This window comes from Pedobacter terrae, from assembly GCF_900100705.1.
GTDB classification, from domain to species: domain Bacteria; phylum Bacteroidota; class Bacteroidia; order Sphingobacteriales; family Sphingobacteriaceae; genus Pedobacter; species Pedobacter terrae.
This window is the reverse complement of record NZ_FNCH01000013.1, coordinates 43,292-67,745: the sequence shown is the minus strand read 5'-3', so window position 1 is coordinate 67,745 and position 24,454 is coordinate 43,292. Positions and strand designations below refer to the sequence as shown.

The window sequence follows — 24,454 nt, the reverse complement described above, 5'->3', positions numbered from 1 at the left end:
ATGAGTTCAAATAATCTGTTTACAATGCTATTATAAAGAAAATGAACCCATAAACAACAAAAGCCGCTTTGCGCGGCTTTTGTTGTTTATATAAAATTACTGGTTTTAAATTACTCCTAGTGCTTTTCCTACTTTAGTAAATGCGGCTATGGCCTTATCTAAATGGTGTTGCTCATGCGCGGCAGATAACTGCACGCGGATTCTGGCTTTGCCCTGAGGTACTACCGGATAAAAGAACCCGATTACATAAATTCCTTCTTCTAACATTTTAGCCGCGAATTGCTGTGCAATTTTGGCATCGTATAACATTACCGGAACAATTGGATGGAACCCAGGTTTAATGTCAAAACCTGCCTCCGTCATTTTTTCGCGGAAATATTTGGTATTCTTTTCTAATTGATCTCTTAGCGATGTGGTTTCGCTCAACATATCCAGTACCGCAATAGATGCACCTGCAATTGCCGGCGCCAAAGTATTAGAGAACAGATAAGGACGTGAACGTTGACGTAACATGTCAATAATTTCTTTCTTACCCGAAGTAAATCCACCAGACGCACCGCCTAAAGCTTTACCCAAAGTACCTGTAATAATATCGATCCGGTCCATCACATTAAAATGCTCATGTGTTCCGCGGCCATTTTTACCGATAAAACCAGTACAGTGCGACTCATCAATCATGATCAATGCTTCATATTTATCGGCTAAATCTGCAATCTTATCCAATGGAGCTACAGATCCGTCCATAGAGAAAGCACCATCAGTAACAATAATCCTGTGTCTGCAATCTTTGGCCGCAATTAACTGTTTCTCCAAATCTTCCATATCGGCATTTTTATAACGGAAACGCTGTGCCTTACACAATCTAACCCCATCTATAATTGATGCGTGATTTAACTCATCAGAAATAATAGCATCTTCTGCATTAAATAATGGTTCAAAAACGCCGCCGTTTGCATCAAAAGCGGCAGCATATAAAATAGTATCCTCAGTACCTAAAAATTTAGAAATTTTTGCTTCAAGTTCCTTGTGCACATCTTGTGTGCCGCAGATAAAACGTACCGATGACATTCCATAGCCATGATCATCGATTGCTTTTTTAGCTGCTTCAATCACTTTAGGATGAGAAGAAAGCCCTAAATAATTATTTGCACAAAAGTTAACCACTTCAGTACCGCCGCTTACTTTAATGTCGGCACCCTGAGGGGTAACGATGATCCGTTCGCGTTTAAATAATCCAGCGTTTTCGATTTCTTCAAGCTCCTTTTGGAGAACAGGTTGTAATGTTTTATACATGGCCCTTTTAATATGGTTGATTTGAGTTCAAAGTTATAAAAAAAAGTCTTTTCCGACCTAAAAAGGCAATTTTATCCCTGTATTTTACGCACAAATATCTAATTGATCAGATCAGCATTACCGGGATGAATATTTGAAAACCATTTATCAAGATTATTTTTTTTCGATCTTAACAAACTTTAACACCAAGCTATATGTATAGTGTTAAAGTTATTCGATATTTATAGCTTACTAACCCAACATATGATAAGAATTTTATCGCTCCTGTTTTTTTGCAGCATTACCAATATTATTTTAGCTCAACAATCTACCCTTACCGGAATTGTTAAAGATAACAGCGGACAACCTATTCCTTTCGCAACAATTTCTTTAAAAAACACGACCAAAGGAACATCGGCAAATATTGATGGAAAATATGCCCTTAAGTTAAAAAATGGTCAGCACACTTTAAGTTTTAGGGCTGTTGGCTATAAACAGCAAGATCATATTATCAATTTATCCGCAGATGAATCGCTAAATGTTACCTTAACATCAGAAAGCTATACTTTAGAAAATGTGACGATCACGGCCAATGCGGAAGATCCGGCCTATGCCATTATCCGCAATGCTATTCGGGAAAGAAAAGCACACTTGAATGAAGTGAAGGCATTTAGCTGTGATGTATATATTAAAGGCGTGCAACGGTTAAAGGGGGCACCTAAAAAATTCTTCGGGCAGGATATACAGAAAATCTTAGAACTGGACACCAACCGGAGAGGTATTATTTACCTTTCGGAATCGCAGAGCAAATTTAATTTCAGAAGGCCTAATGAGGTACATGAAGAAATGATCTCATCAAAAGTTGCCGGCAGGAACAATACATTCAGTTTTAACAAGGCATCGGATCTGATCATCGATTTTTATGATAATTATCTACTCGAGAACAAATTAAGTGCGAGAGGATATATTTCACCAATTGCAGATAATGCCCTTTTTTATTATAAATATAAATTATTAGGCGAAAGCAATGAAAACGGGGAAACTATCCATAAAATAGAAGTGATTCCCCGTCGTGAAAACGATCCTGTATTTAGAGGAATTATCTATATTATTGATGATAGTTGGAGAATTTATAATACCGACGTTTATCTCACTAAAAACGCTGGAATTAACTTTATCGATACGCTACACATCAGCCAGCAGTTTACTAAAGTTAATGAGGTATATATGCCTACTGCCATTAATTTTAAATTTGGGGGCAATGTGCTCGGGTTTAAAATAGCCGGATATTATGTTGGAATTTATAGCAATTATAACCTCGATCCTAAATTCCCTAAAAACTTTTTCAATGGAGAAATCTTAAGGGTTACCGAAATGGTAAATAAAAAAGATTCCATTTATTGGAGAAACAACAGGCCTATCCCATTAACGGAAGATGAAAAAATCAACTATGTCAAAAAAGACAGCATAGCGAAGCTAAAAGAATCGAAGAAATATCTCGATTCTCTTGAAAGAGAGAACAATAAATTCGGCATAGGCAAGCTTTTGCTTAGGGGAGTAAGCATCAATGATCGGTACGATAAGGAATACTGGAGCTTCGACCCTGTATTAAAAGCTATATTTTACAATACAGTAGAGGGGTTTGCCATAAAATATGGTGTTACCTACCGGAAGGATTTTGAGAACAGGAGATCTTATTCCATTAGACCTGAGTTGAGGTACGGTTTTGCTAACCAGAAGCTTACCGGAAGTTTAACTGGAAGTTATTATTACAACCCGCTTAAACGCGCCAGTATAGGTGCGTCATTCGGAAACGGGATATTCGATCTGAACAATCTGGGCTCTATGACACAGCTGGGTAATACCATTAACTCATTATTTTACGAGAAAAACTTTGCCAAGTTTTACGAAAAGAGTTTTATAAATATTAATACCACCCGCGAACTGACCTCGGGGCTGCAGGGAAGTCTGGCTGTAGATTATAGCAGGAACAAAAGCCTCACCAATAACTCTACATTTAAATTTATAGATGCGAAAGACCGCGAATTCACTTCAAATAACCCCTTCAATCCAACAGAGGATACGCCGCTTTTCCCGACCTATAATTCTTTCAGTGCCACGGCAAGTTTGACCTATACTTTCGGACAGCAGTACATTACTCGTCCGGATGGCAAGTTTTATACCGAATCGAAGTTTCCAAAAGTTACGTTATTGTATAAAAAAGGCTTTAATGGTGTACTGAATAGCGATATCGACTACGACTTTGTAAAACTGGAAGTATCGCAGGATAGAATTGGAATGGGATTGTGGGGATATACCTCGTTTTTGGCTGGCGTGGGCAAGTTCCTGAACAACAAAAACATGTACTACCCCGATTTTAAACATTTCGCTGGTAACATTTCAACCATTTTTCCTCCCAATTTAAGGAAGTTTCAATATTTAGATTTTTATCAGTTCAGTACAAACCAACAATATTTTGAAGCCCATTTGGAACATAATTTCGCTGGATTCTTTATGAATAAAATTCCATTGTTGCGTAAAGCGAAACTTGAAGAATTTATCGGAGGTGGTTATTTATCTTCTCCCGAAAAACGAAATTACAAAGAATTCTATTTCGGCATCCAACGCCTGGTATTGCGTGCCAGTTATGGCTTTGCGTATGATGGTGGGCGTAAGTTAACCCAAGGTTTTAGGATTTCGTATGGCTTCTAGAATGGAATACGTTTGATGTAAAATGGATGATGGCGCTTGACACATTATCTATCTTACATTTTCCATTTTTACATTTTACATAATTCCCTTATCTTTGCACCGCTTTAAACGCCGTTTGCGACGGTATCAACAGCGTTATGAAAAAATATCAAACACTACTTTACTATTGCTATAGCTACATAGCAGAGGCAGAACAATTTGCTGCCGATCATCTTAAATTTTGTAAATCTCTGGGCCTGGTTGGCCGGATTATTGTTGCAGACGAAGGTTTAAACGGCACCGTGTCGGGCACTCCAGAAGCCTGCGAAGCTTATATGAAAGCCATCCATGCTGATGAAAGGTTTGCCAAAACAGAGTTTAAGATTGACGATGTAGAAGAGCTTTCGTTCCTGAAAATGCATTGCCGTTACAAATCCGAAATTGTGCACTCGGGTTTAAGGGATACTACAATCATTGATCCTAACAAACAAACGGGTAAACATTTAGAACCGGTCGATTTCATGAAAATGAAAGATGATGAGGATGTAATCATTCTTGATGTGCGCTCTAATTACGAACATAATCTTGGTAAATTTAAAAATGCACTGACACTTGATATCGAGAATTTTCGTGATTTCCCGGAACAGATTAACGAGCTTGCCCAATATAAAGACAAAAAAATACTAACTTATTGCACGGGTGGGATTAAATGTGAAAAAGCATCGGCCCTATTGTTGCACCACGGCTTTAACGATGTTTATCAATTGCACGGTGGTATTATTAAATATGGTAAGGAAGCTGGCGGAAAAGATTTTGAAGGCAAATGTTATGTATTTGATAACCGCATAGCTGTAGATGTAAACCAGGTTAACCCAACGGTAGTTTCAGTTTGCTACAATTGTGGAGTAACTACGCCGAAAATGATCAACTGCGCTAATCCAGAATGCAACGAGCATATTACCCAATGTGATGCCTGTGGCGAACAACTTCAGGGCTGCTGCTCGGTAGCATGTACCACCAATCCGCGCAAACGCCCTTACGATGGTACAGGTTATTATGTGAAGGTACCGCAGCCGGTGGCAGTGAAAGCGTAAAGAAATTAGTAGCAAGGTCGTCCTCTCGACTGGAACGCAGTGAAATGCCCGCCTGCCCGTACAGGCGGGGAGAGATCTGTTGAGACAGATTTCTCGACTTCGTTGCACTCCGCTCGAAATGAAGAAAACTTGGTGCGGCTACTTCCTTAAATTTTCTATTACTTATATTGATTTAATGCGATAAATTACCGCTCGAAATGTCGGCAATTTTAGGGGCTATTGAAATTTCGATCTTTTTCATGCTTGAATCCTTAACATCTATCGCCTCTCGCCCATTTTAAACAATTTTTCATTACTTTGTGCTATAACGGGTTTACCCAATAACACTTTATGCTAAACTACTTCAGGCTTTTACTACTATTATCCTGCTTTGCTATAACCAGCGATGCATCAGAAATTAAAAGTATAGGCGTTCCGTACATCGAAAATTACCCAAAAGCTACTTATTCCTCAGGAAACCAGAACTGGAGTATAGCTAAAGATAAAAATGGTGTAATGTACTTTGGCAATGCTGAAGGGTTATTAACTTTTGATGGCCGTTACTGGCAGAAATACCAGATGCCTAACCGACAGATTGTTAGAGCTGTTGCTACCGATAACAAAGGAAAAATTTATACCGGTAGCTTTGGCGAGTTTGGTTACTGGGCAATTAAAAACAATAAATTAAGTTACCATTCTCTTACCAATTTGTTGCCGAAAAACATAAAAATTGATGATGAGGTATGGAAAATCTATGTAGATCCTGACAGAGTAATCTTCCAGTCTTTTTCCAAAATATTTATTTATAAAAACAACAAAATAGAGGTGATAAAATCACCATCTTCATTTCTTTTCTTGCACAAGGTAAACAACAGGTATTTTATCGAAGTACTGGAAAAAGGATTGTTTGAACTGAGTGGCAGTAAATTAGTTTACATCCCTAACAGCGAAAAGTTAGGCAAAGAGGGTATATTATCTATTCTTCCTTATAAGAATACCGGCCTGATCATTGGAACCAGTAAACAGGGGTTGTTTACGTACGATGGTAGAAATTTTACACCTTTAAATACACCTGCAAATAATTACCTAAAAACCTACCAGCTCAACAACGGTGTAAGTTTGTTGGGCAAGTACTTCGCATATGGCACCATTCTAAACGGTTTGATCATCATAGATGAAAATGGTAAAATTGTGCAGCGGATCAATAAATCAAGCGGTTTACAAAATAATACAGTTCTAAGCTTATATGCAGATAACGAGCAAAACCTTTGGACGGGGCTTGATAACGGCATAGACCGGATAGAACTTAATTCGCCCTTATATTTTTATTTCGATAAAACAGGTCAGTTTGGAACGGTTTATTCCAGTATTATTTTCAATAATAAAATTTACCTCGGCACCAATCAGGGGTTGTTTTACAGCGAGTGGTCGCCAGATAATCTTCTGCCTTTCAATTTCCGTTTAATTCCTAATTCGCAGGGTCAGGTTTGGGAACTGACCATCATCGATAACGAGCTAATATGCGGCCATAACAGTGGCACGTTTAAAGTTTTTGGCGATAAAATAGAATGGATATCAAGGTTGGCAGGTGGCTGGACCATCAAAAAATTAAACTCCAATCCAAATTACCTTATTCAGGGAACTTACACAGGCTTATCTTTATTTACCAAGTCGCCAAGTGCAGGATTGAAGTTTTCAGGCAAAATAGCTGGTTTTACAGCGCCTTCAAGATATGTTGAACAAGATAACAGAGGCGATATCTGGGTTGGCCATGCCTATAAAGGCTTATTTAAACTGAGCCTTAGTCATGATTATACCAGAGTAACCAGTACTAAATACTTCGATGAGAAGAATGGTTTACCCGGTAATTATAACATTAACATTTTCAACCTGGAGAATAAAATTGTTTTTTCATCTGATGCGGGTTTTTATACCTATGATGACCTGAGCAATAAATTTACCAAATACGAAGTACTGAATAAAAGCCTGGGTTCTTTCGAAACCTCCAACAAAATTATCCCTGCAGGCAGTAAAAAATATTGGTTTATTAATCATGGTAAAACCGCACTGGTTAACTTTAGCGAGCCAGGAAAGGTAGAAATCGATTCCAATCAATTCAGCATTTTAGATGGCCGGATGGTACAATACTATGAAAATATCAGCCGCATCAGCAATTCGATCTACCTGATCAGTGTTGATGATGGTTTTGTAATCTATAATTCCACTGCCCAACTCAATCAGGAAAAGAAAAAACTACCCGCTGTTTTAATCAGGCGTGTTGAAGACATCACCGATAAATTCTCGCTGATCAGCGAAGCCGGAAATAATGAGGAAGCAACAGAAATTCATAACAGCAGAAATAACATCCGGATTTCTTACGCCTTACCTTATTATAGGCAGGCTAAAGTTAGATATCAGTTTTATCTGGAAGGTTACTCCCACGCCTGGTCTGACTGGACTTATGCTACAGAGAAAGATTTCACCAATTTAAGCGCAGGCACCTATACTTTTAAAGTGAGGGCAAAAATCGACGACAATACAGTTAGTAGCGAAACCGTGTATACCTTTACCATTCTACGCCCATGGTACCTGAACAATTGGGCCATTTTATTATACACTATTCTGTTTGTAGTTGTTTTAATCCTGTGTAAAAAGATATATGAAAGGAAACTACAGCGCGATAGTCAAAAAATTACAGATCGCTTAAAAGCCGAGCAACAGGAAAAGTTTAGGCAGGAAGCCGAAATCAGCGAAAAGCAGATTATTAAATTACAAACAGAGAAACTGCAGGCAGAACTGGCATCGAAAAACAGGGAGTTGGCCAATTCAGCAATGACCTTGGTTTACAAAAATGAGTTGCTCCAAAAACTGGCTGACGACATCACCAAGCTGAAAGACGAAAATGGCAAGAAACTTTCAGATGAGCAGACCCGCAAGATACAGAAAGTAATAAACGATGGGATGAATGATGAACGTGACTGGCACCTGTTTGAAAATAGTTTTAACGAAGCGCATGAAAGTTTTTTTAAAAAATTAAAGGCGCAGCATCCTGATCTGGTTCCGAATGATTTAAAACTCTGTGCTTACCTGCGGATGAACATGAGCAGTAAGGAAATGTCATCACTGTTAAACATCAGTTTGAGAGGGGTAGAAATACGCCGATACCGCCTACGCAAAAAACTCGAAGTACCGCACGATAAAAATCTTACAGAATTTTTAATGGAGCTTTAAGTGTCCATACAGACTCAACTTTTTTCATTTTTTAACTAAAAAATAAATAAAAGTTATGCTATTAAAATCTACAAAATTGGAAATATTGTCTGATTCTATTTGATATTACAGAATTAGCACTACATCATTACCTCTCACAATCATTTTTACAACCCCACAAAATACTTAGTGTGATTTATACACTTGTATAGATGTTAATATGATGTTAAAATCCAAAAAAATGCGTTTTTAGGCTAAAATCGCATTTGGTTTAATGATGTGAGATATACCGTGAAGCATTATGATGTATTAATGTAGAGGTAAAAACACTTGCACATCAACGAAAACAACCTCACATTTAACTAACAATTAAACTAAAATTTATAATAAAGCATGAAAAGAATCTTTACAAGAATTTCTGTTCTCGCTGCACTTTGTTTGCTAACAATTAACGTAGCATTAGCGCAAAACATTACTGTAAAAGGTAAGGTAATTGATGGTGGTGATAAAACCCCATTACCAGGCGTAACTATATTAGTTAAAGGCACACAAACAGGTACGCAAACAGATGTGAACGGTGGCTACTCCATAAGCGCGCCGGCCAACGCCACACTAGTATTTAACTTCGTAGGCTATACAGCACTTGAGCAGGCTGTAAACAATCAAACAACTATTAACGTATCATTGGCTTCATCAACACAACAATTAGAGCAGGTTGTGGTTGTAGGTTACGGTACACAAAGAAAAATTGATGTTACTGGAGCTGTGGCTTCAGTAAAAGGAGAAGATATCAACAAACAACCTTCTACCAATCCAATAAGTGCTTTACAAGGTAAAGTTGCCGGGGTTTCAATAAGTAATAATGCCACTCCAGGTTCTGCACCTCAAATTACTATTCGTGGAACAGGAACTATTTACGGTAATACCGGACCATTATATGTGGTTGATGGTGTTTGGTATGATGACATTACCTTTTTAAATCCTGCAGATATCGCCAGCATCAACATACTTAAAGATGCTTCAAGTCAATCTATATATGGAGTTAGAGCTGCTAACGGTGTAGTATTGGTTACTACTGTTAAGGGGAAAAATGGAAATGCGACTATCAATTACAATGGTACAGTTGGTCTACAAAGCGTAACTAACCAGGTTAAAATGACAGATGCAAGCGAATATGCTACAGCTGTAAATGAAGCATATAAAATTAATGGTGCAGCTAATCCATTGTTCGCAAGTACAAATTTAGGAGCAGGAACAGATTGGTACGATCAGGTTTTACGTACAGCTATGATTAATAACCATCAGGTTTCTGTTAATGGGGCCAGCGAAAAATCTAGTTACAATTTTTCATTAGGTTACGTTAATCAGGATGGGATTATTACCAATAACAATTATAAAAGGTATACCGCCCGTCTATCTAACGACTTCCAAGTTTTAAAAAATTTAAAAGTCGGATATAATGTTACCGGAAGTTCAAGCAAATCAAACAATGCTCCGGCATCAATCTACCGTGCTTTATATACAGCTGCTCCTGTTGTACCTGTTTTCAATGCAGATGGCAGTTATGGAGATCCAAATAACTTTCAACTTGGTAATGGAAGCAATGTAAATCCTCAAGCCACAATAGATTTTAATAACAGCATCACTTCAAAATACAGGGTTACTGGAAATGTTTATGCTGAACTAAAATTTGCTAAACACTTTACCTTTAAAACAAGTGCTGGTGGTGATTTTGGACAAGAAGAAAATAGAATTTACACCCCATTATATTATGCCACAACCGGACAGAATACTAAGATAAGTACACTCTCTATTGGTAGAACGGAAACCAGAAATTGGATTTTAGAAAATACGTTAACCTATGAGAATAAATGGAACGACCATAGCTTAACCATATTGGCTGGACAAACCGCGCAGCGTTATAAATCTTATACAATGACCGGAACAGCCCAAAATGTACCTTACACCAGAGACGGCGATTTATACCTAAGCTTAGGAAATGCATCAGGAAGAACCATAGAAGATTCTGGATCGTTAAACACGGCCACTTCTTATTTCGGTAGAATTAACTACAGTTTCAAAAACAAGTATTTATTAAATGCTTCTTTGAGGGGTGACGCTGCATCACAATTTTTTGGTGGTAGTGATTTATGGGGATATTTCCCATCAGTAGGTGCTGGATGGGTGATAAGCAATGAAGATTTTATGAAAGATCAAAAGGTCTTCAGTAACTTAAAATTACGCGGTAGTTGGGGTAAAGTAGGTAATGCAGGCGTTCCGATTAACCCTACAACATTAACAGTAAATCAAAGCGCAGCTTTAATAGCATTTTATAATGGAATTGCTAATACAGGAGCTAGCGTAACTACAATTGTTCCTCCTGCCCTTTTCTGGGAACGTAGTGCAGGAACTGATATTGGTTTAGAAATGGGCTTTTTAAACAATAAATTGTCTATTGAAGCCGATTACTACAATAAAAAAACTGAACAGGCTATTTTTAATATTCCAATTTTAGGTTCGCTAGGTACATCAAATAGTGTTCTGCTAGGCAATCAAGCTGATTTCAGGAACCGCGGTTTTGAATTATTAGCAACCTGGTCTGATAAAACTTCTGGTGGTTTAACCTACTCTATTAGTGGTAATATTGGTATTAATAACAACAAAGTATTAAACGTAACTTCTGGTTCAAATCCAATTGATGCCGGAGGTGACGGGTTAAACAATGCTGTAGTTCCTACAAGGACTGTGGTAGGCATGCCTATTGGTTCTTTCTATGGCTACCAGGTAGTTGGCATTCTTCAAACTGCACAAGAGGCAGCCACTTCGGGTATGCCTGGTGCAAGAGCTGGTGATTTTAAATATGCTGATTTAAACGGAGATGGAATTGTTGACTCAAAAGATAAAACCTTCCTGGGTAATCCAAACCCTAAATATACCTATGGTATTAATACCAATTTTGCTTACAAAAATTTCGATTTAACGCTTGATATTCAAGGGGTAGCAGATGTAGACGTATTTAATGCTAATCTGGGTAACAGATTTGGCAATGAGAATTATACAAAAGATTTTTATGATAACAGATGGACAGGTGCTGGATCTACCAACACTTATCCTTCTACTAGTTTAGCTGGTGGGAATAATAATCAAACCAATTCATTTTATGTTGAAAGCGGTGCTTATATCAGATTGAGAAATATCCAATTAGGCTATAATTTACCTCAATCACTAGTATCTAAATGGAAGATGCAAAAACTAAGGGTATTTGCCAATGCACAAAACGCAGTTAATCTGTTTGGATATAAAGGTTTTACTCCTGAGGTTGGAGGTGTACCAACAAAAGCAGGTATAGATTTTAACGTGTACCCAATGTTTGCTACTTATAACATCGGTATAAACTTAACCTTTTAATTGATTTGAACATGAAAACACATATAAATATAAGTTTACAAAAATGGTGTGCAGTTGGTGTATTATCAACCTTAATTTTTGCATCATCTTGTAAAAAAAGCTTTTTAGATGTCGATCCACAAGGTCAACAAGCAGCGCAACAATTCTGGAAAACACAAGAAGATGCTACCAAAGGAGTAAATGCGATATATGCAAATTTACGTACATGGGAAAACTTGGCTTTCCCTGCTTTAGCCATCGAAAGTACAGGTTCTGATGAAGCGGATAAAGGTAGTACTGTAACAGATGCCACGTTTTTTAACCTTTACGACACCTTTACTGTTACTTCTACAGAAGGTTCATTGCAAAGTTTCTGGACAGGCCAGTACAGGAACATCAACCTTTGTAACCAGGTTTTAGATAACATTCCAAACATTTCAATGGATGCAAGTTTGAAAGCTCGTTATTTAGCTGAAGCAAAATTTGTTAGGGCTTATTCATATTTCAGACTTGTAAGGGCATATGGTGGTGTTCCTTTAAGATTAAAGGTACCTGCTGATGCCACTGAATATAATATCCCCAGGGCAGATAAAGCTGCTGTATATGCTCAGATTGAAAAAGACCTAACCGAAGCAGCAGCAGTATTGCCAGCATCTTATGGCACTTCAGACATCGGAAGAGCTACTAAAGGAGCCGCAATTGGAATGCATGCTAAAGTAGCCATGTACCAACAAAAGTGGAATGACGTTTTATCTTTGACCAACCAGGTAATGGATATGGGTTACTCCCTTTTCCCAGATTTTGAGAAAGGATTCCGCACACAAAATGAGAATAATGTAGAATCGTTATTTGAAGTTCAATGTGAATTTGTTCCAGGCAATAATGATGCTTCAAACTCTCAATATAGTCAGGTACAAGGCGTTGCCGGAGAACCAGCTGGTGGCTGGGGATTCAATACTCCATCTGCAGTATTGATAGCTGCTTTTGAAACCGGCGATCCAAGAAAAGATGCAACAATTCTATTTCCAGGAGAAACTACTCCACAAGGCGACTTTATCAAAACAAACGTTGTAAATATTGGTTACAACCAAAAGTCTTATGTTCCTTTCAGCATGTTCGTTTCAGGCAATCAAGGTTCTCAGCAAAATTTCAGGGTACTGAGATTTGCTGATATTTTATTAATGAATGCTGAAGCAGCTAATGAGCTTAATAATCCATCACTTGCCCTAACATCATTAAATAAAGTTCGTGCACGTGCAAGAGGAACGGCTACAGGCATTCTTCCCGATGTTACAACTACCGATAAAGTAGCACTTCGAGCTGCAATTTATAAAGAAAGACAGGTTGAATTAGCTTTAGAAAGTGACAGACTTTTTGATGTAATCCGTCAAGGAAGAGGCGTAGAAGTTTTTGGTGTTAAAGGCTTTAAAGCCAATAAAAATGAAGTTTGGCCAATTCCACAAACAGAAATTGATTTAAGTGGTGGTTTGTTAACGCAAAACCCTGGTTACTAAAATACAATTCTAAGGGTTGCCAGATAAACTGGTAACCCTTTTTTCACACTTACACAATGCTAAAAACCTATCCTACAAGAATTTCATTATTATCCGTTATCCTGGTTTCGTTGTTGGTTTTGGGCGCATGCTCTAAAGCTAGAACCCAGACCTACAATCCAAATCTTAGCATTAAGATAAACCTTAGTGATGAGCAATTGCTTGATCTCGTTCAAAAACAGACTTTCCAGTATTTTTGGGATGGTGCAGAACCCACATCAGGTGCAGGCAGGGAGCGTTTCCATGTGGATAATGTATACCCGGAAAATGATAAAAGTACGGTTGCAACAGGTGCCACAGGCTTTGGCTTAATGGCCATTTTAAGTGGCATTGACAGGAATTATGTAACTAAAAAAGAGGGTTTAGACCGCTTAAATAAAATATTGGATTTTCTATCCACGGCCGATCGCTTTCACGGTGCATGGCCACACTGGATTTATGGCGAAACAGGTAAAGTACGTCCATTCGGACAAAAAGACAATGGAGGCGATCTTGTAGAAACATCATTTGTTGCACAGGCATTGATCTGCATTAACGAATATTATAAAAATGGTACAGCAGCCGAAAAAGCTTTAGCTAAAAAAGCTGACGAACTTTGGAAAGGCATTGATTTTAACTGGTACCGCAATGGTGGCCAAAATGTATTATACTGGCACTGGTCGCCGGAGTACAATTGGGAAATGAATTTCCCCGTAAAAGGCTATAACGAATGTTTAATTATGTACGTAATGGCAGCCTCTTCTCCAACTCATAGCGTACCTGCCGAAGTTTATCATGAAGGCTGGGCAAGAGGAGGAGCAATCAAGGCAAATTTCGATCTGTACGGGCATCATATCCCGTTAGATTTCCAAGGTGCTAAAAATTCTGTGGGTCCATTATTCTGGACACACTATTCATATTTAGGTTTAAATCCGAAAGGATTAAAAGACCGTTATGCCGATTATTGGCAGAACAATGTTAATCAAACTTTGGCCATACACGATTATTGCGTGGCCAATCCAAAGAAATTTAAAGGTTATGGAGAAAATAGCTGGGGTTTAACGGCCAGTTATTCCGTAAAAGGTTATGCTGCCCATAGTCTGCAGGAAGATTATGGTGTTATTTCGCCAACCGCAGCCATATCTTCTATACCTTATACCCCAAAAGAATCGATGAAGGTAATCAGACACCTCTATGAAGATCTGGGTGACAAAGTTTGGGGTAAATATGGCTTCTACGATGCTTTTTCAGAAACCGATAACTGGTATCCTAAAAGGTATTTAGGCATAGATCAGGGTCCAATGGTCGTGATGATCGAAAATTACCGTTCTGGCCTTCTCTGGAAGTTATTTATGGGAAACAAAGATGTTCAGAATGGATTAAAAAAACTGGATTTTCAGTTTCAGCCATAATATGGGGTTGTATATAAATGTTTAGTCACTATATATTTCAAATTAAACCTTCAGAACCATGAAAAAAATCATTTTATTATTAACAGTAATTATCGGAATTACCATTGTAAACTCAGGTTTCACCACGATCCCCAAACATCAGTTAGCGACTAAAAAAGTCAATAAAAAGGCAAAATTCAGCACTGTAAATTTAACGGCTACAAATTCAACATCCGATGGCGTATATGTAACCCTGCAAAATAACACCAGCGGAGGTTCATATTCATTTTTTATTCCGCCAAATACACCTAATGGAACAGTTTTAGGTCAGATACCAGAAAGTGGAGATGTTTATACTGTTGGCTTAACATCAACCGGCGGTGCGCACAATATGTGGGTTTATTGGGAGCACAAATCGAACGTTACAGGATTAAGCGTAAGCGGAATGGCCATTGGTTGCCAGGCCTGTGCTAAAATCCAGATCTTTTAATTAACCCTTAACTGATGGCTAAACATTTATTTAAAATATTTTTAATAACAACCTTTTTCTGCAGCACGTACGCTGTACATGCCCAGCAGAAAACCTATTGCAACCCCATCAATTTAGATTATGGTTATACACCTTTCGAATCTTTTACCCAATGGGGAAAACACCGCGCAACCGCCGATCCGGTAATTGTAAATTATAAAGGCGATTTCTACCTGTTTAGCACCAACCAATGGGGATACTGGCATAGCGCCGACATGCTGAACTGGAAATTCCATGAAAGAAAGTTTTTGCGCCCATGGAATAAAACCAAAGATGAACTCTGTGCGCCAGGCGTGGGCATTGTTGGCGATACCATGGTGGTTTTTGGCAGCACTTACACCAAAAACTTCACCCTTTGGGGAAGTACTGACCCTAAAGGCAACAAATGGTTTCCTTTGGTTGATTCTTTAGAAATAGGTGGCTGGGATCCAGCCTTTTTTACCGATGATGATGGTAAATTTTATATGTACAACGGTAGCAGTAATAATTACCCCATGTATGGTGTAGAGCTCGACCGCAAAACTTTTAAACCCAAAGGTACCCGTACGCCAATGTATTTACTGGAGAGCTGGCGCTATGGCTGGCAACGTTTTGGCGAGTATATGGATAATACTTTTCTTGATCCCTTTGCCGAAGGTGCCTGGATGACCAAACATAATGGAAAATATTATTTCCAATACGGTGCACCGGGAACAGAATTCAGTGGTTACTCAGACGGTGTGGTAGTGGGTACCAAACCTTTGTTCTATGATACGCCTACAACTCCTCAATCTGATCCTTTGAGTTATAAAGGTGGAGGATTTTCACGGGGTGCAGGACATGGCGCAACCTTTCAGGATAACAACAAAAATTACTGGCATATTTCTACCAGCATTATCTGTGTAAAAAATACCTGGGAACGCCGCATGGGTATTTGGCCAACCGGTTTTGATCAGGACGATGTGATGTGGACCAATACCGCATTTGGCGATTACCCGCTTTATTTACCTGCTCAAAGAAAAGCTGAAGGGCCTGCCGGTCCGGGCTGGATGCTCATCAACTATAAAAAACCAGTAACCGTATCCTCTACCCTTGGCGGCTTTAACGCTAATAATGCAGTTGACGAAAACATTAAAACCTATTGGAGTGCCAAAACAGCAAATAATGGCGAATGGATCCAGACCGATTTGGGCAGTCTTGCAACTGTTAACGCTATCCAGATCAATTATGCCGATCAGGATGCTGATTTTTTAGGAAAACAGACTGGAATTTATCATCAATATAAAATTCTTTCCTCAACAGATGGAAAAAAATGGAACACGCTTGTTGATAAAAGCCAAAATAAAACAGATGTTCCACATGACTACATCGAACTTCAAAAACCGGTTAAAACGAGGTTCATCAAAATGGTGAACGTACACATGCCTACCGGAAAATTTGCCATTAGTGGCCTACGCGTATTCGGCAACGGAAACGGAGAGAAACCCACGAAAGTAAAAAACCTCATCGTATTAAGAACAGAAAAAGATAAACGCAGTGCCTACATCAAATGGGAGCCTGTTGATAATGCTTTTGCTTATAATCTGTACTATGGCACAGCACCTGATAAGCTTTATAACTGCATCATGATCCATGATTTTAATGAATATTGGTTCAAAGCAATGGACAGTCAAAAAGCATACTATTTTGCTATGGAGGCGATTAATGAGAACGGCGTATCGGTTAAAACTGAAGTGAAGAAAGTGGATTAAATAATAACTTATGTTGGTTTCTTTAGATTAAGAAATGACTAATATTTATTGATTTTTAAATGCAATGTAAGCTATTTAAGCACTTGTTGAACGGGCGCGCCAGCAAATAAAGAATAAAGGCTCACGCTCGTTACTAACGAGTGTGAACATAGCGCATCGTTTTAACGATTAACAGTAAAGCGATAGAATCGCAAAGCTATTTATGCACTCGTTAGAAACGAGCGCCAGCAAAAAACAACAGATCACGCTCGTTAAAAACGAGCGTGAGAAAGGCTAATCGTTTTTTAACGATTACCACAAAACTGATTAATAAAGAATAAAACACATATATAATGAAGAGAGCGAATATCCTGGTTGTTTTTTTAACCCTTTTTGTACTGAACGGATCAGCACAAAACAAAAAAACTGTTTCGGCAGAAGAGGTAAAGATGAATACCTTCATCAGCAACCTGATGGCGAAAATGACCGTTGACGAAAAAATAGGTCAGTTGAATTTGCCGAGTTCTGGCGATATTACTACAGGACAGGCCAACAGTAGCGACATTTCTAAAAAAATTAAAGCCGGACAAGTTGGTGGTTTATTCAACATCAAGGGAGTTGATAAGATTAAAGCGGTGCAAAAAATAGCGGTAGAAAACAGCCGTATGAAAATTCCATTGCTTTTTGGAATGGACGTGATCCATGGATATAATACCGTTTTCCCAATTCCATTAGGCGTTAGTTGTATCTGGGATATGGCTACCGTGCAAAAATCGGCCCGTATTGCAGCAATAGAGGCCAGTGCAAGCGGAATTAACTGGACCTTCTCCCCTATGGTTGACATTTCCAGGGATCCGCGGTGGGGCCGCATTTCAGAAGGAAGTGGAGAAGATCCTTATTTAGGCTCACAAATTGCCGCAGCCATGGTAAAAGGCTATCAGGGAAAACTTCAGGCCAATAACGAGATTTTAGCTTGTGTAAAACATTATGCGCTTTATGGCGCTGCTGAAGCCGGCAGAGACTACAATACCACAGATATGAGTAAAGTCCGCATGTATAACGAGTATTTTCCACCTTATAAAGCCGCTGTTGATGCAGGTGCAGCCAGTATTATGGCTTCCTTTAATGAAGTTGATGGCATTCCGGCAACTGGAAGTAAATGGCTGATGACAGATGTTTTACGTAACCAATGGGGCTTTAAAGGTTTTGTAGTGACTGATTATACGGGTATCCCTGAAATGATCGCGCACGGCATGGGTGACTTGCAAACTGTTTCCGCATTAGCTTTAAATGCCGGAGTTGATATGGATATGGTGGGTGAAGGCTTTTTAGGCACTTTAAAAAAATCATTGGCAGAGAAAAAAGTGGGTATCGCGCAGATTGACAGGGCTTGTAGATTGGTGCTTCAAGCCAAATACAAATTGGGTTTATTTACAGATCCTTACAAATTTTGCAATACAGAAAGAGCAGCAAAAGAGGTTTTTAGTCCGGCTAACCGCCAGGTGGCACGTGAAGTTGCAACAGAAAGTTTTGTGCTGTTGAAAAATAACGATAATGTACTCCCATTAAAAAAATCAGGTACCATTGGCTTAATTGGTCCGTTGGCAGATAATACCGCTAATATGTATGGTACCTGGAGTGTTGCCGCGCTTTTTGACAAGTCAGTAACAGTACTTCAGGGTTTAAAAAATGTCTTGGGTGATAAAGCAAAAATATTAACCGCACGCGGTGCAAACTTCCTGGCAGATTCTGCTATGGAGCAGCGTTATGTAAACATCCACAATCCAACATACAAACGTGATTCACGTACCGAAGCTGAAATGATTAAAGAAGCTTTAGAAGTGGCGAAAAAATCAGATGTTATTGTGGCTACCGTTGGAGAAGGTTCTGAATTTACAGGCGAAAGCAGTAGTGTTACTGATATCCAGATTCCTGAAACACAGAAAAACCTCTTAAAAGCTTTGGCTAAAACCGGTAAACCAGTGGTATTGGTGCTGTTTACAGGTCGTCCATTAGCCTTGAACTGGGAACAGCAAAATATCCCGGCAATCTTAAACGTTTGGTTCCCGGGAAGTGAAGCCGGAAATGCAATTGCCGATGTACTTTTTGGCGATGTTAATCCATCTGGTAAATTGAGTGCAACTTTTCCTCAAAACGTAGGTCAGGTGCCGTTGTATTATGCCCATAAAAATACCGGTCGCCCACTGGCTGAAGGTAAATGGTTCGAGAAATTCCGTTCCAACTATTTAGATGTTAGTAATGATCCATTATATCCTTTTGGTTTTGGTTTAAGCTATACATCATTTAATTATAGTGATGTTAAACTAAGTGCAAATACCTTAAGCAAAGGAAAATCGATCACAGCATCCGTTACACTAAGCAATACAGGTAAATATGAGGGTAAAGAAGTTGTTCAGTTATATATCCAGGATCTTGTTGGAAGCATTACCCGGCCGGTAAAAGAGCTAAAAGGTTTCCAGAAGATTAATTTAAAAGCCGGAGAAAGTAAAACCGTTACTTTCACTATTTCGGAGAACGACCTTAAGTTTTATAATTCAGATTTGAAATTCGTTGCAGAACCTGGCGATTTTAAGGTATTTATTGGTACAAATTCCCACGATGTAAAAGAAGCATCTTTTACGTTGAAATAAGACCATTAGGTTTGGTTATAAACCCTGAGCTATTGTAAAGTAGCCAGGGTTTTTTATTTTTGCTGAATGAAATTATTATAATTCACGGGATACAATTGATATTAAGAAGTTATGATAGCGTCGTTCTCACTATTAAAAAATTGAGCTAATAGGCTCCAATACCGGACATAATAATCACACTAATTATTAATTAAACAGATGAAAAAGATTATTCTAACGATTTGCATTCTTTTTCCTGTACTCTTTTTAAATGCTCAAGACTTAAAAAAATACGACAGGGGAAGTTTTATTAAAAGAAAAGATTCTATTTACTATAGAATTTTATTTCCAGAGAATTTTAATCCCAAGCAAAAATATCCGATCGTTTTCTTTTTGCACGGAAGTGGAGAAAGGGGAAACGACAATGCCAGTCAACTGGTACATGGCGGCAAATTATTTTTAAAAAATGATGTCCGGAAAAATTTCCCCGCTATTGTAGTTTTCCCTCAATGTCCGAAAGACGATTATTGGGCCAATGTTAATATTGACAAAAATGCAAATGGCAAAAGAACGTTCAGTTTTGTAGACGGTGGCAAACCTACCAAAGTAATGCATGCCTTACAGGGCATGATCAAAGATTTTCTTCGAAAGCCATATGTAAATAAAGATCAGGTTTATGTTGGCGGCTTATCAATGGGCGCTATGGGTACCTATGAGCTGTTAAGGAGACAACGCCGTAAATTTGCTGCAGCGATTGCTATTTGTGGTGGCGACAATACCAACAACATTAGAAAATATCAGAAAGTGCCGCTTTGGATTTTTCATGGTGCAAAAGATGATATCGTAGATCCGGCATTATCTATGGCCATTGCCGAACGATTGAAAAGTGTTGGTGATGAGGTGAAATTTACGCTTTATCCTAATGCAAATCATAATAGCTGGGATAGCGCATTTGCCGAACCAGAATTGTTGAGCTGGTTATTTTCGCATAAGAAATAATAAAACGATCCGTCATAATGAACTTCCGCCCGCCCGGTCGGACGGGTGTTTCAGTATCTATTTGGCAAGACCCTGAAATAAATCCTATAGCCATCGGATCAAGGTAACGATCGGAGGTGAAAAAATTGGAAAGCAGGGTTCTGTGTGTTATCGGTTTCGAAAGCCCTGCCATCCGCTTTACTCGCACCAATTGAAAAAATTGGTGCTCCTGCACGCTCCTGTCAGGTTTAACTTACCCGGGTTAACCTAGGTAAAATAGACCCGACAAAATGGAAAGCCCGGAGGGTGAGGAACGAGACCGAGGACTTGAAATGACGGCGGGACTGCTGTAACCGATAAATACAGGTTTGCTCTTCAAAAAAGCAAAATCAAAGTTACCTTGAAGAAAAATCTTCTAGGCCATTTAATTTTCGCATTTCGCCACAACCTTATTTTTTTACCTTATAAATTGGAAAACCCATAATTGGGTGGCTTAGCGAGATGCTAAGAAGAGAGATTGTTTTTTCATGAGAAATAGCAAAACAGTTAGTCATACTGAACTTCCGCCCGGCCGCACGGGTGTTCAGTATCTATTTGGCAAGACCCTGAAATAAATCCGACAGCCATCGGATCCGGGTAACAATCAGAGAAAAAAAATTGGAAAGCAGGGTTCTGTGTGTTATCGGTTTCGAAAGCCCTGCCATCCGCTTTACTCGCCCCAATTGAAAAAATTGGGGCTCCTGCACGCTCCTGTCAGGTTTAACTTACCCTGGTTAACCTAAGTAAAATAGACCCGACAAAATGGAAAGCCCGGAGGGTGAGGAACGAGACCGAGGACTTGAAATGATGGCGGGACTGCTGTAACCGATAAATACAGGTTTTGCTCTTCAAAAAGCAAAATCAAAGTTACCTTGAAGAAAAATCTTCAAGGCTATTTAATTTTGCATTTCGCTACAACCTTATTTTTTTACCGTATAAATTGGAAAACCCATAATTGGGTGGCTTAGCGAGACGCTAAGACGAGAGATTGTTTTTTCATGAGAAAATAGCAAAACAGTTAGTCATACTGAACTTCCGCTGGCCGGTCGGACGGGTGTTTCAGTATCTATTTGGCAAGGCCCTAAAATAAATCCGAGAGCCATCGGATCAGGGTGACGATCGGAGAAAAAAAAGGCCCCGTTTTTTCACATCGGGCCCTTTTCTATAATATCAATGGTGATTATTACTCTGCCATATTGTGGTAAACCGCCTGCACATCATCATCTTCCTCCAACTTGTCGATCAATTTCAAAACATCAGCGGCCTGCTCTTCAGTAACCTCATGGTGAGATAAAGCAATACGCTCTAATTTTGAACTTTTTAACTCGATGCCTTTTTCTTCCAGTGCCTTTTGTAAAGACCCAAAGTTTTCGAATGCACCCTGTGCTACAGCAATATCATTCCCTTCTTCATCGGCTTCAACATAAAGTTCTTCTAAGCCAGCATCGATTAATTCGAATTCAAGTTCCTCCAGGTCTAAACCTTCAGCGGGTACAAAACGAAAAACCGATTTGCGGTTAAATACGAAATCTAAAGATCCTGTTTTGCCCAAAGAGCCATCAGTTTTGTTAAAATAACTACGAACATTTGCTACGGTACGATTGGTATTATCGGTAGCTGTTTCAATTAAAACGGCAACACCATGTGGCGCATAACCTTCGTAAACAATTTCCTCGTAATTGGCCATCGATTTATCAGAAGCACGTTTAATTGCCGCCTCTACCCTATCTTTTGGCATGTTTACCGCTTTTGCATTTTGCATAGCTGTACGTAAACGCGAGTTGGTTTCTGGATGAGGTCCCGATTCCTTAACCGCCATTACGATATCTTTACCAATACGCGTAAACTGAACCGCCATTTTGGCCCAACGCTTAAATTTTCTCTCTTTTCTAAATTCGAATGCTCTTCCCATTATTTTAGTATTGAGATATGAGATGTGAGATGTGAGACCTTACGCCTTCAATCCACAAACCCTCTACCCTTATATTACTTTTTTAAATTATTTAACATATCAATTGTCAGTTTCGATAAATCGAATTCTGGTTTCCATCCCCAGTCTTTTGCAGCATAGCTGTCATCGATAGAACGTGGCCAGCTGTTTGCAATCTGCTGACGTGGATCATTAGCTGCGTAAGTTAGTTTAAAATCTGGAATATGTTTTCTGATTTCGGCAGCTAAAACTTCAGGTGTAAAACTTACCCCGCCAAAATTATAACTGCTCCGTACCGAAATTTGATCTGCAGGTGCATCCATCAGCTCGATTGTTCCGCGGATCGCATCCTCCATATACATCATAGGCAATTCTGTTTCCGCATTTAAGAAACTCTGGTAACTCCCCTTTCTCAACGCATCATGAAAAATATGAATCGCATAATCTGTTGTTCCACCTCCTGGAGCAGCTTTCCAGCTAATCAATCCCGGATAGCGGATACTGCGCACATCCAATCCGTATTTTTGGTTGTAATATTCGCACCAGCGCTCACCGGCCAGCTTACTGATCCCATATACGGTATTCGGATCCATTATACAATATTGCGATGTATGATCTTTCGGCGAATTTGGTCCGAATACAGCGATAGAACTTGGCCAATATACTTTTGCCGTTTTATATTCTAAAGCTAAATCTAACACGTTTAATAAACCGTTCATATTTAAATCCCAGGCTAACTTCGGATTTTGTTCTCCTGTTGCTGATAATAAAGCAGCTAAAAGGTAAACCTGTGTTGGCCTGTATTTATGAAAAATGCCATTGATCATTTCTTTATCAAGTACATTCACAAATTCGAACGGTGCAGAATTTTTGATATCATAATCCGGTCTGCGTATATCGCATGCAACAACATGATCATCACCATATATTTTACGTAACGTAGTTACCAACTCGGTGCCAATTTGCCCGTTAGAGCCTAAAACAACAATTTTTTCCTGCATATTTTTTTGAGATTGAGCAAAGGTAAAAAAATGAGATAAAAGGCAATAAAATATTTTAAGAAGAGGTTAAACCATTAATGTTAATCCGGTTAGTTGTTAAACCAGCTTGCAAAACTCATTAACGACAAACTACTAACCGAAAACTACTAATTGAAAACTGGTGAACTTTGATCAATTGCGATTTATAAACTGCTCAATTGAACCCTGTTTCAGATCTGAATTTTACCTGAAAAATCTTCGTTTTCGGATTTATTGGCAAAAAACACATTTTCCAGTACTAAATGTAGTTTTTACACCAAGTAACATTATTATAAAAACGCGGCTTAAATCGTTGTTAAGCTATAAAAAGCCTATTATTTAGAACAATTCCACGCGGTAACAATCATATTGCAAACCGATAAATTAACGTAATAAAGTTACGCTTTACGTTATATTTTTTCTAATATTACTAATTGAACACATAAGTAACCAAAATATAAAATCATAAAGACGATGCACAGAAGAGAAGCACTCAAAAACGTTGCATTTTTGTTGGGAGGAGCAATCTCGGCAAGTACAATGGGCGTGTTATTTGAAAGTTTTACGCTCCCCGAAAATGAAAAAAACTTTGTAAACTATTCGCTTGAAGACGAAAAAATCTTTGCAGAATTTGCTGATATCATTGTCCCGACAACCAAATCATCAGCAGGTGCCAAAGCCGCAGGTTTAGGAAAATTCATTCCGATGATGATGAAAGATTGTTACCCTGCCACTATGCAAACTTCCTTTGCTAAAGGCTTTAAAGATCTTCAGGCAAAATCCATGAAAGATTTCGGGAAAAGTTATCTTACCTTAACACCAGCCGACCGCAAAAAACTAATGATCGATTTGAGGGCTATCGCACTTGCTCAAAAAGATGGCCAATCAGAAGAGAATAAAGATTTAGCCTACTTTTTTATCACTGCACGTGATTTGACCCTACTCGGTTACTATTCTTCAGAAATTGGTTGTACCAAAGCAAGGGAATATGTCCTTATTCCGGGCCGATATGACGGCAATGCGCCTTTAAAACCTGGCCAAAGATCTTGGGCTACCTCTTAACA

Annotated in this window: 14 protein-coding genes; 11 read left to right on the top strand and 3 right to left on the bottom strand. The window is 38.7% G+C overall.

The window, feature by feature from the left end:
- Window positions 1-105: 105 nt before the first annotated feature.
- Window positions 106-1,293 carry a glycine C-acetyltransferase gene (gene kbl / locus BLR60_RS16415; RefSeq protein WP_090501751.1) on the bottom strand — a complete coding sequence of 396 codons (1,188 nt, stop codon included), beginning with the start codon at window positions 1,291-1,293 and terminating at the stop codon, window positions 106-108.
- 243 nt (window positions 1,294-1,536) lie between these two features.
- Between kbl and BLR60_RS16410 the strand changes: the two genes are divergently transcribed.
- The 10 genes from BLR60_RS16410 to BLR60_RS16365 all read left to right on the top strand — a co-directional run bounded on the left by BLR60_RS16410 (window position 1,537) and on the right by BLR60_RS16365 (window position 20,423).
- Entirely contained in the window at window positions 1,537-3,984 is a 2,448-nt protein-coding gene (locus BLR60_RS16410; RefSeq protein WP_090501749.1) for a DUF5686 and carboxypeptidase regulatory-like domain-containing protein, read from the top strand.
- A gap of 137 nt (window positions 3,985-4,121) precedes the next feature.
- Entirely contained in the window at window positions 4,122-5,057 is a 936-nt protein-coding gene (trhO, locus tag BLR60_RS16405) for an oxygen-dependent tRNA uridine(34) hydroxylase TrhO (protein WP_090501747.1), read from the top strand.
- Between the two features lie 330 nt (window positions 5,058-5,387).
- Window positions 5,388-8,267 (top strand): triple tyrosine motif-containing protein, encoded by a 2,880-nt coding sequence (locus BLR60_RS16400; protein WP_090501745.1) that lies wholly within the window; start codon window positions 5,388-5,390, stop codon window positions 8,265-8,267.
- A 372-nt stretch (window positions 8,268-8,639) separates the two neighbouring features.
- Entirely contained in the window at window positions 8,640-11,654 is a 3,015-nt protein-coding gene (locus tag BLR60_RS16395) for a SusC/RagA family TonB-linked outer membrane protein (protein ID WP_090501743.1), read from the top strand.
- A gap of 11 nt (window positions 11,655-11,665) precedes the next feature.
- Window positions 11,666-13,147, top strand: a complete 1,482-nt coding sequence (locus BLR60_RS16390) for a RagB/SusD family nutrient uptake outer membrane protein (RefSeq protein ID WP_090501741.1) — start codon at window positions 11,666-11,668, stop codon at window positions 13,145-13,147.
- A 56-nt stretch (window positions 13,148-13,203) separates the two neighbouring features.
- Window positions 13,204-14,577, top strand: a complete 1,374-nt coding sequence (locus BLR60_RS16385; protein ID WP_090501739.1) for a glucoamylase family protein — start codon at window positions 13,204-13,206, stop codon at window positions 14,575-14,577.
- A gap of 58 nt (window positions 14,578-14,635) precedes the next feature.
- Window positions 14,636-15,046: a hypothetical protein gene (locus BLR60_RS16380; RefSeq protein WP_090501737.1), complete on the top strand. Its 411-nt coding sequence runs from the start codon at window positions 14,636-14,638 to the stop codon at window positions 15,044-15,046.
- Window positions 15,047-15,060: 14 nt separating this feature from the next.
- Window positions 15,061-16,815 (top strand): discoidin domain-containing protein, encoded by a 1,755-nt coding sequence (locus tag BLR60_RS16375; protein ID WP_090501735.1) that lies wholly within the window; start codon window positions 15,061-15,063, stop codon window positions 16,813-16,815.
- A gap of 332 nt (window positions 16,816-17,147) precedes the next feature.
- Window positions 17,148-19,445, top strand: coding sequence for a beta-glucosidase BglX (gene bglX / locus BLR60_RS16370; protein ID WP_090501733.1), 2,298 nt, complete (start codon window positions 17,148-17,150; stop codon window positions 19,443-19,445).
- A 198-nt stretch (window positions 19,446-19,643) separates the two neighbouring features.
- Complete coding sequence (locus BLR60_RS16365; protein ID WP_090501731.1) at window positions 19,644-20,423, top strand: carboxylesterase family protein; 780 nt, start codon at window positions 19,644-19,646, stop codon at window positions 20,421-20,423.
- Window positions 20,424-21,624: 1,201 nt separating this feature from the next.
- Here BLR60_RS16365 and BLR60_RS16360 read toward each other — a convergent pair.
- Window positions 21,625-22,353: a YebC/PmpR family DNA-binding transcriptional regulator gene (locus tag BLR60_RS16360; RefSeq protein ID WP_029274031.1), complete on the bottom strand. Its 729-nt coding sequence runs from the start codon at window positions 22,351-22,353 to the stop codon at window positions 21,625-21,627.
- A gap of 74 nt (window positions 22,354-22,427) precedes the next feature.
- Window positions 22,428-23,372: an NAD-dependent epimerase/dehydratase family protein gene (locus BLR60_RS16355; protein WP_090501730.1), complete on the bottom strand. Its 945-nt coding sequence runs from the start codon at window positions 23,370-23,372 to the stop codon at window positions 22,428-22,430.
- Window positions 23,373-23,864: 492 nt separating this feature from the next.
- Here BLR60_RS16355 and BLR60_RS16350 point away from each other — a divergent pair, with 492 nt between their 5' ends.
- The gene (locus tag BLR60_RS16350; protein ID WP_090501727.1) at window positions 23,865-24,452 is read left to right on the top strand and encodes a gluconate 2-dehydrogenase subunit 3 family protein; all 588 of its coding nucleotides are present in this window, start codon (window positions 23,865-23,867) and stop codon (window positions 24,450-24,452) included.
- The last annotated feature ends 2 nt before the right edge of the window (window positions 24,453-24,454 follow it).

Excerpts from the sequence above, each read along its gene's own strand:
- BLR60_RS16380 (WP_090501737.1), top strand. The coding sequence starts at position 14,636 with ATGAAAAAAATCATTTTATTATTAACAGTAATTATCGGAATTACCATT.
- BLR60_RS16390 (WP_090501741.1), top strand. The coding sequence starts at position 11,666 with ATGAAAACACATATAAATATAAGTTTACAAAAATGGTGTGCAGTTGGT.
- BLR60_RS16385 (WP_090501739.1), top strand. The coding sequence starts at position 13,204 with ATGCTAAAAACCTATCCTACAAGAATTTCATTATTATCCGTTATCCTG.
- BLR60_RS16365 (WP_090501731.1), top strand. The coding sequence starts at position 19,644 with ATGAAAAAGATTATTCTAACGATTTGCATTCTTTTTCCTGTACTCTTT.
- kbl (WP_090501751.1), bottom strand. The coding sequence starts at position 1,293 with ATGTATAAAACATTACAACCTGTTCTCCAAAAGGAGCTTGAAGAAATC.
- BLR60_RS16375 (WP_090501735.1), top strand. The coding sequence starts at position 15,061 with ATGGCTAAACATTTATTTAAAATATTTTTAATAACAACCTTTTTCTGC.
- BLR60_RS16395 (WP_090501743.1), top strand. The coding sequence starts at position 8,640 with ATGAAAAGAATCTTTACAAGAATTTCTGTTCTCGCTGCACTTTGTTTG.
- BLR60_RS16350 (WP_090501727.1), top strand. The coding sequence starts at position 23,865 with ATGCACAGAAGAGAAGCACTCAAAAACGTTGCATTTTTGTTGGGAGGA.
- BLR60_RS16355 (WP_090501730.1), bottom strand. The coding sequence starts at position 23,372 with ATGCAGGAAAAAATTGTTGTTTTAGGCTCTAACGGGCAAATTGGCACC.
- BLR60_RS16360 (WP_029274031.1), bottom strand. The coding sequence starts at position 22,353 with ATGGGAAGAGCATTCGAATTTAGAAAAGAGAGAAAATTTAAGCGTTGG.
- BLR60_RS16410 (WP_090501749.1), top strand. The coding sequence starts at position 1,537 with ATGATAAGAATTTTATCGCTCCTGTTTTTTTGCAGCATTACCAATATT.
- trhO (WP_090501747.1), top strand. The coding sequence starts at position 4,122 with ATGAAAAAATATCAAACACTACTTTACTATTGCTATAGCTACATAGCA.
- BLR60_RS16400 (WP_090501745.1), top strand. The coding sequence starts at position 5,388 with ATGCTAAACTACTTCAGGCTTTTACTACTATTATCCTGCTTTGCTATA.
- bglX (WP_090501733.1), top strand. The coding sequence starts at position 17,148 with ATGAAGAGAGCGAATATCCTGGTTGTTTTTTTAACCCTTTTTGTACTG.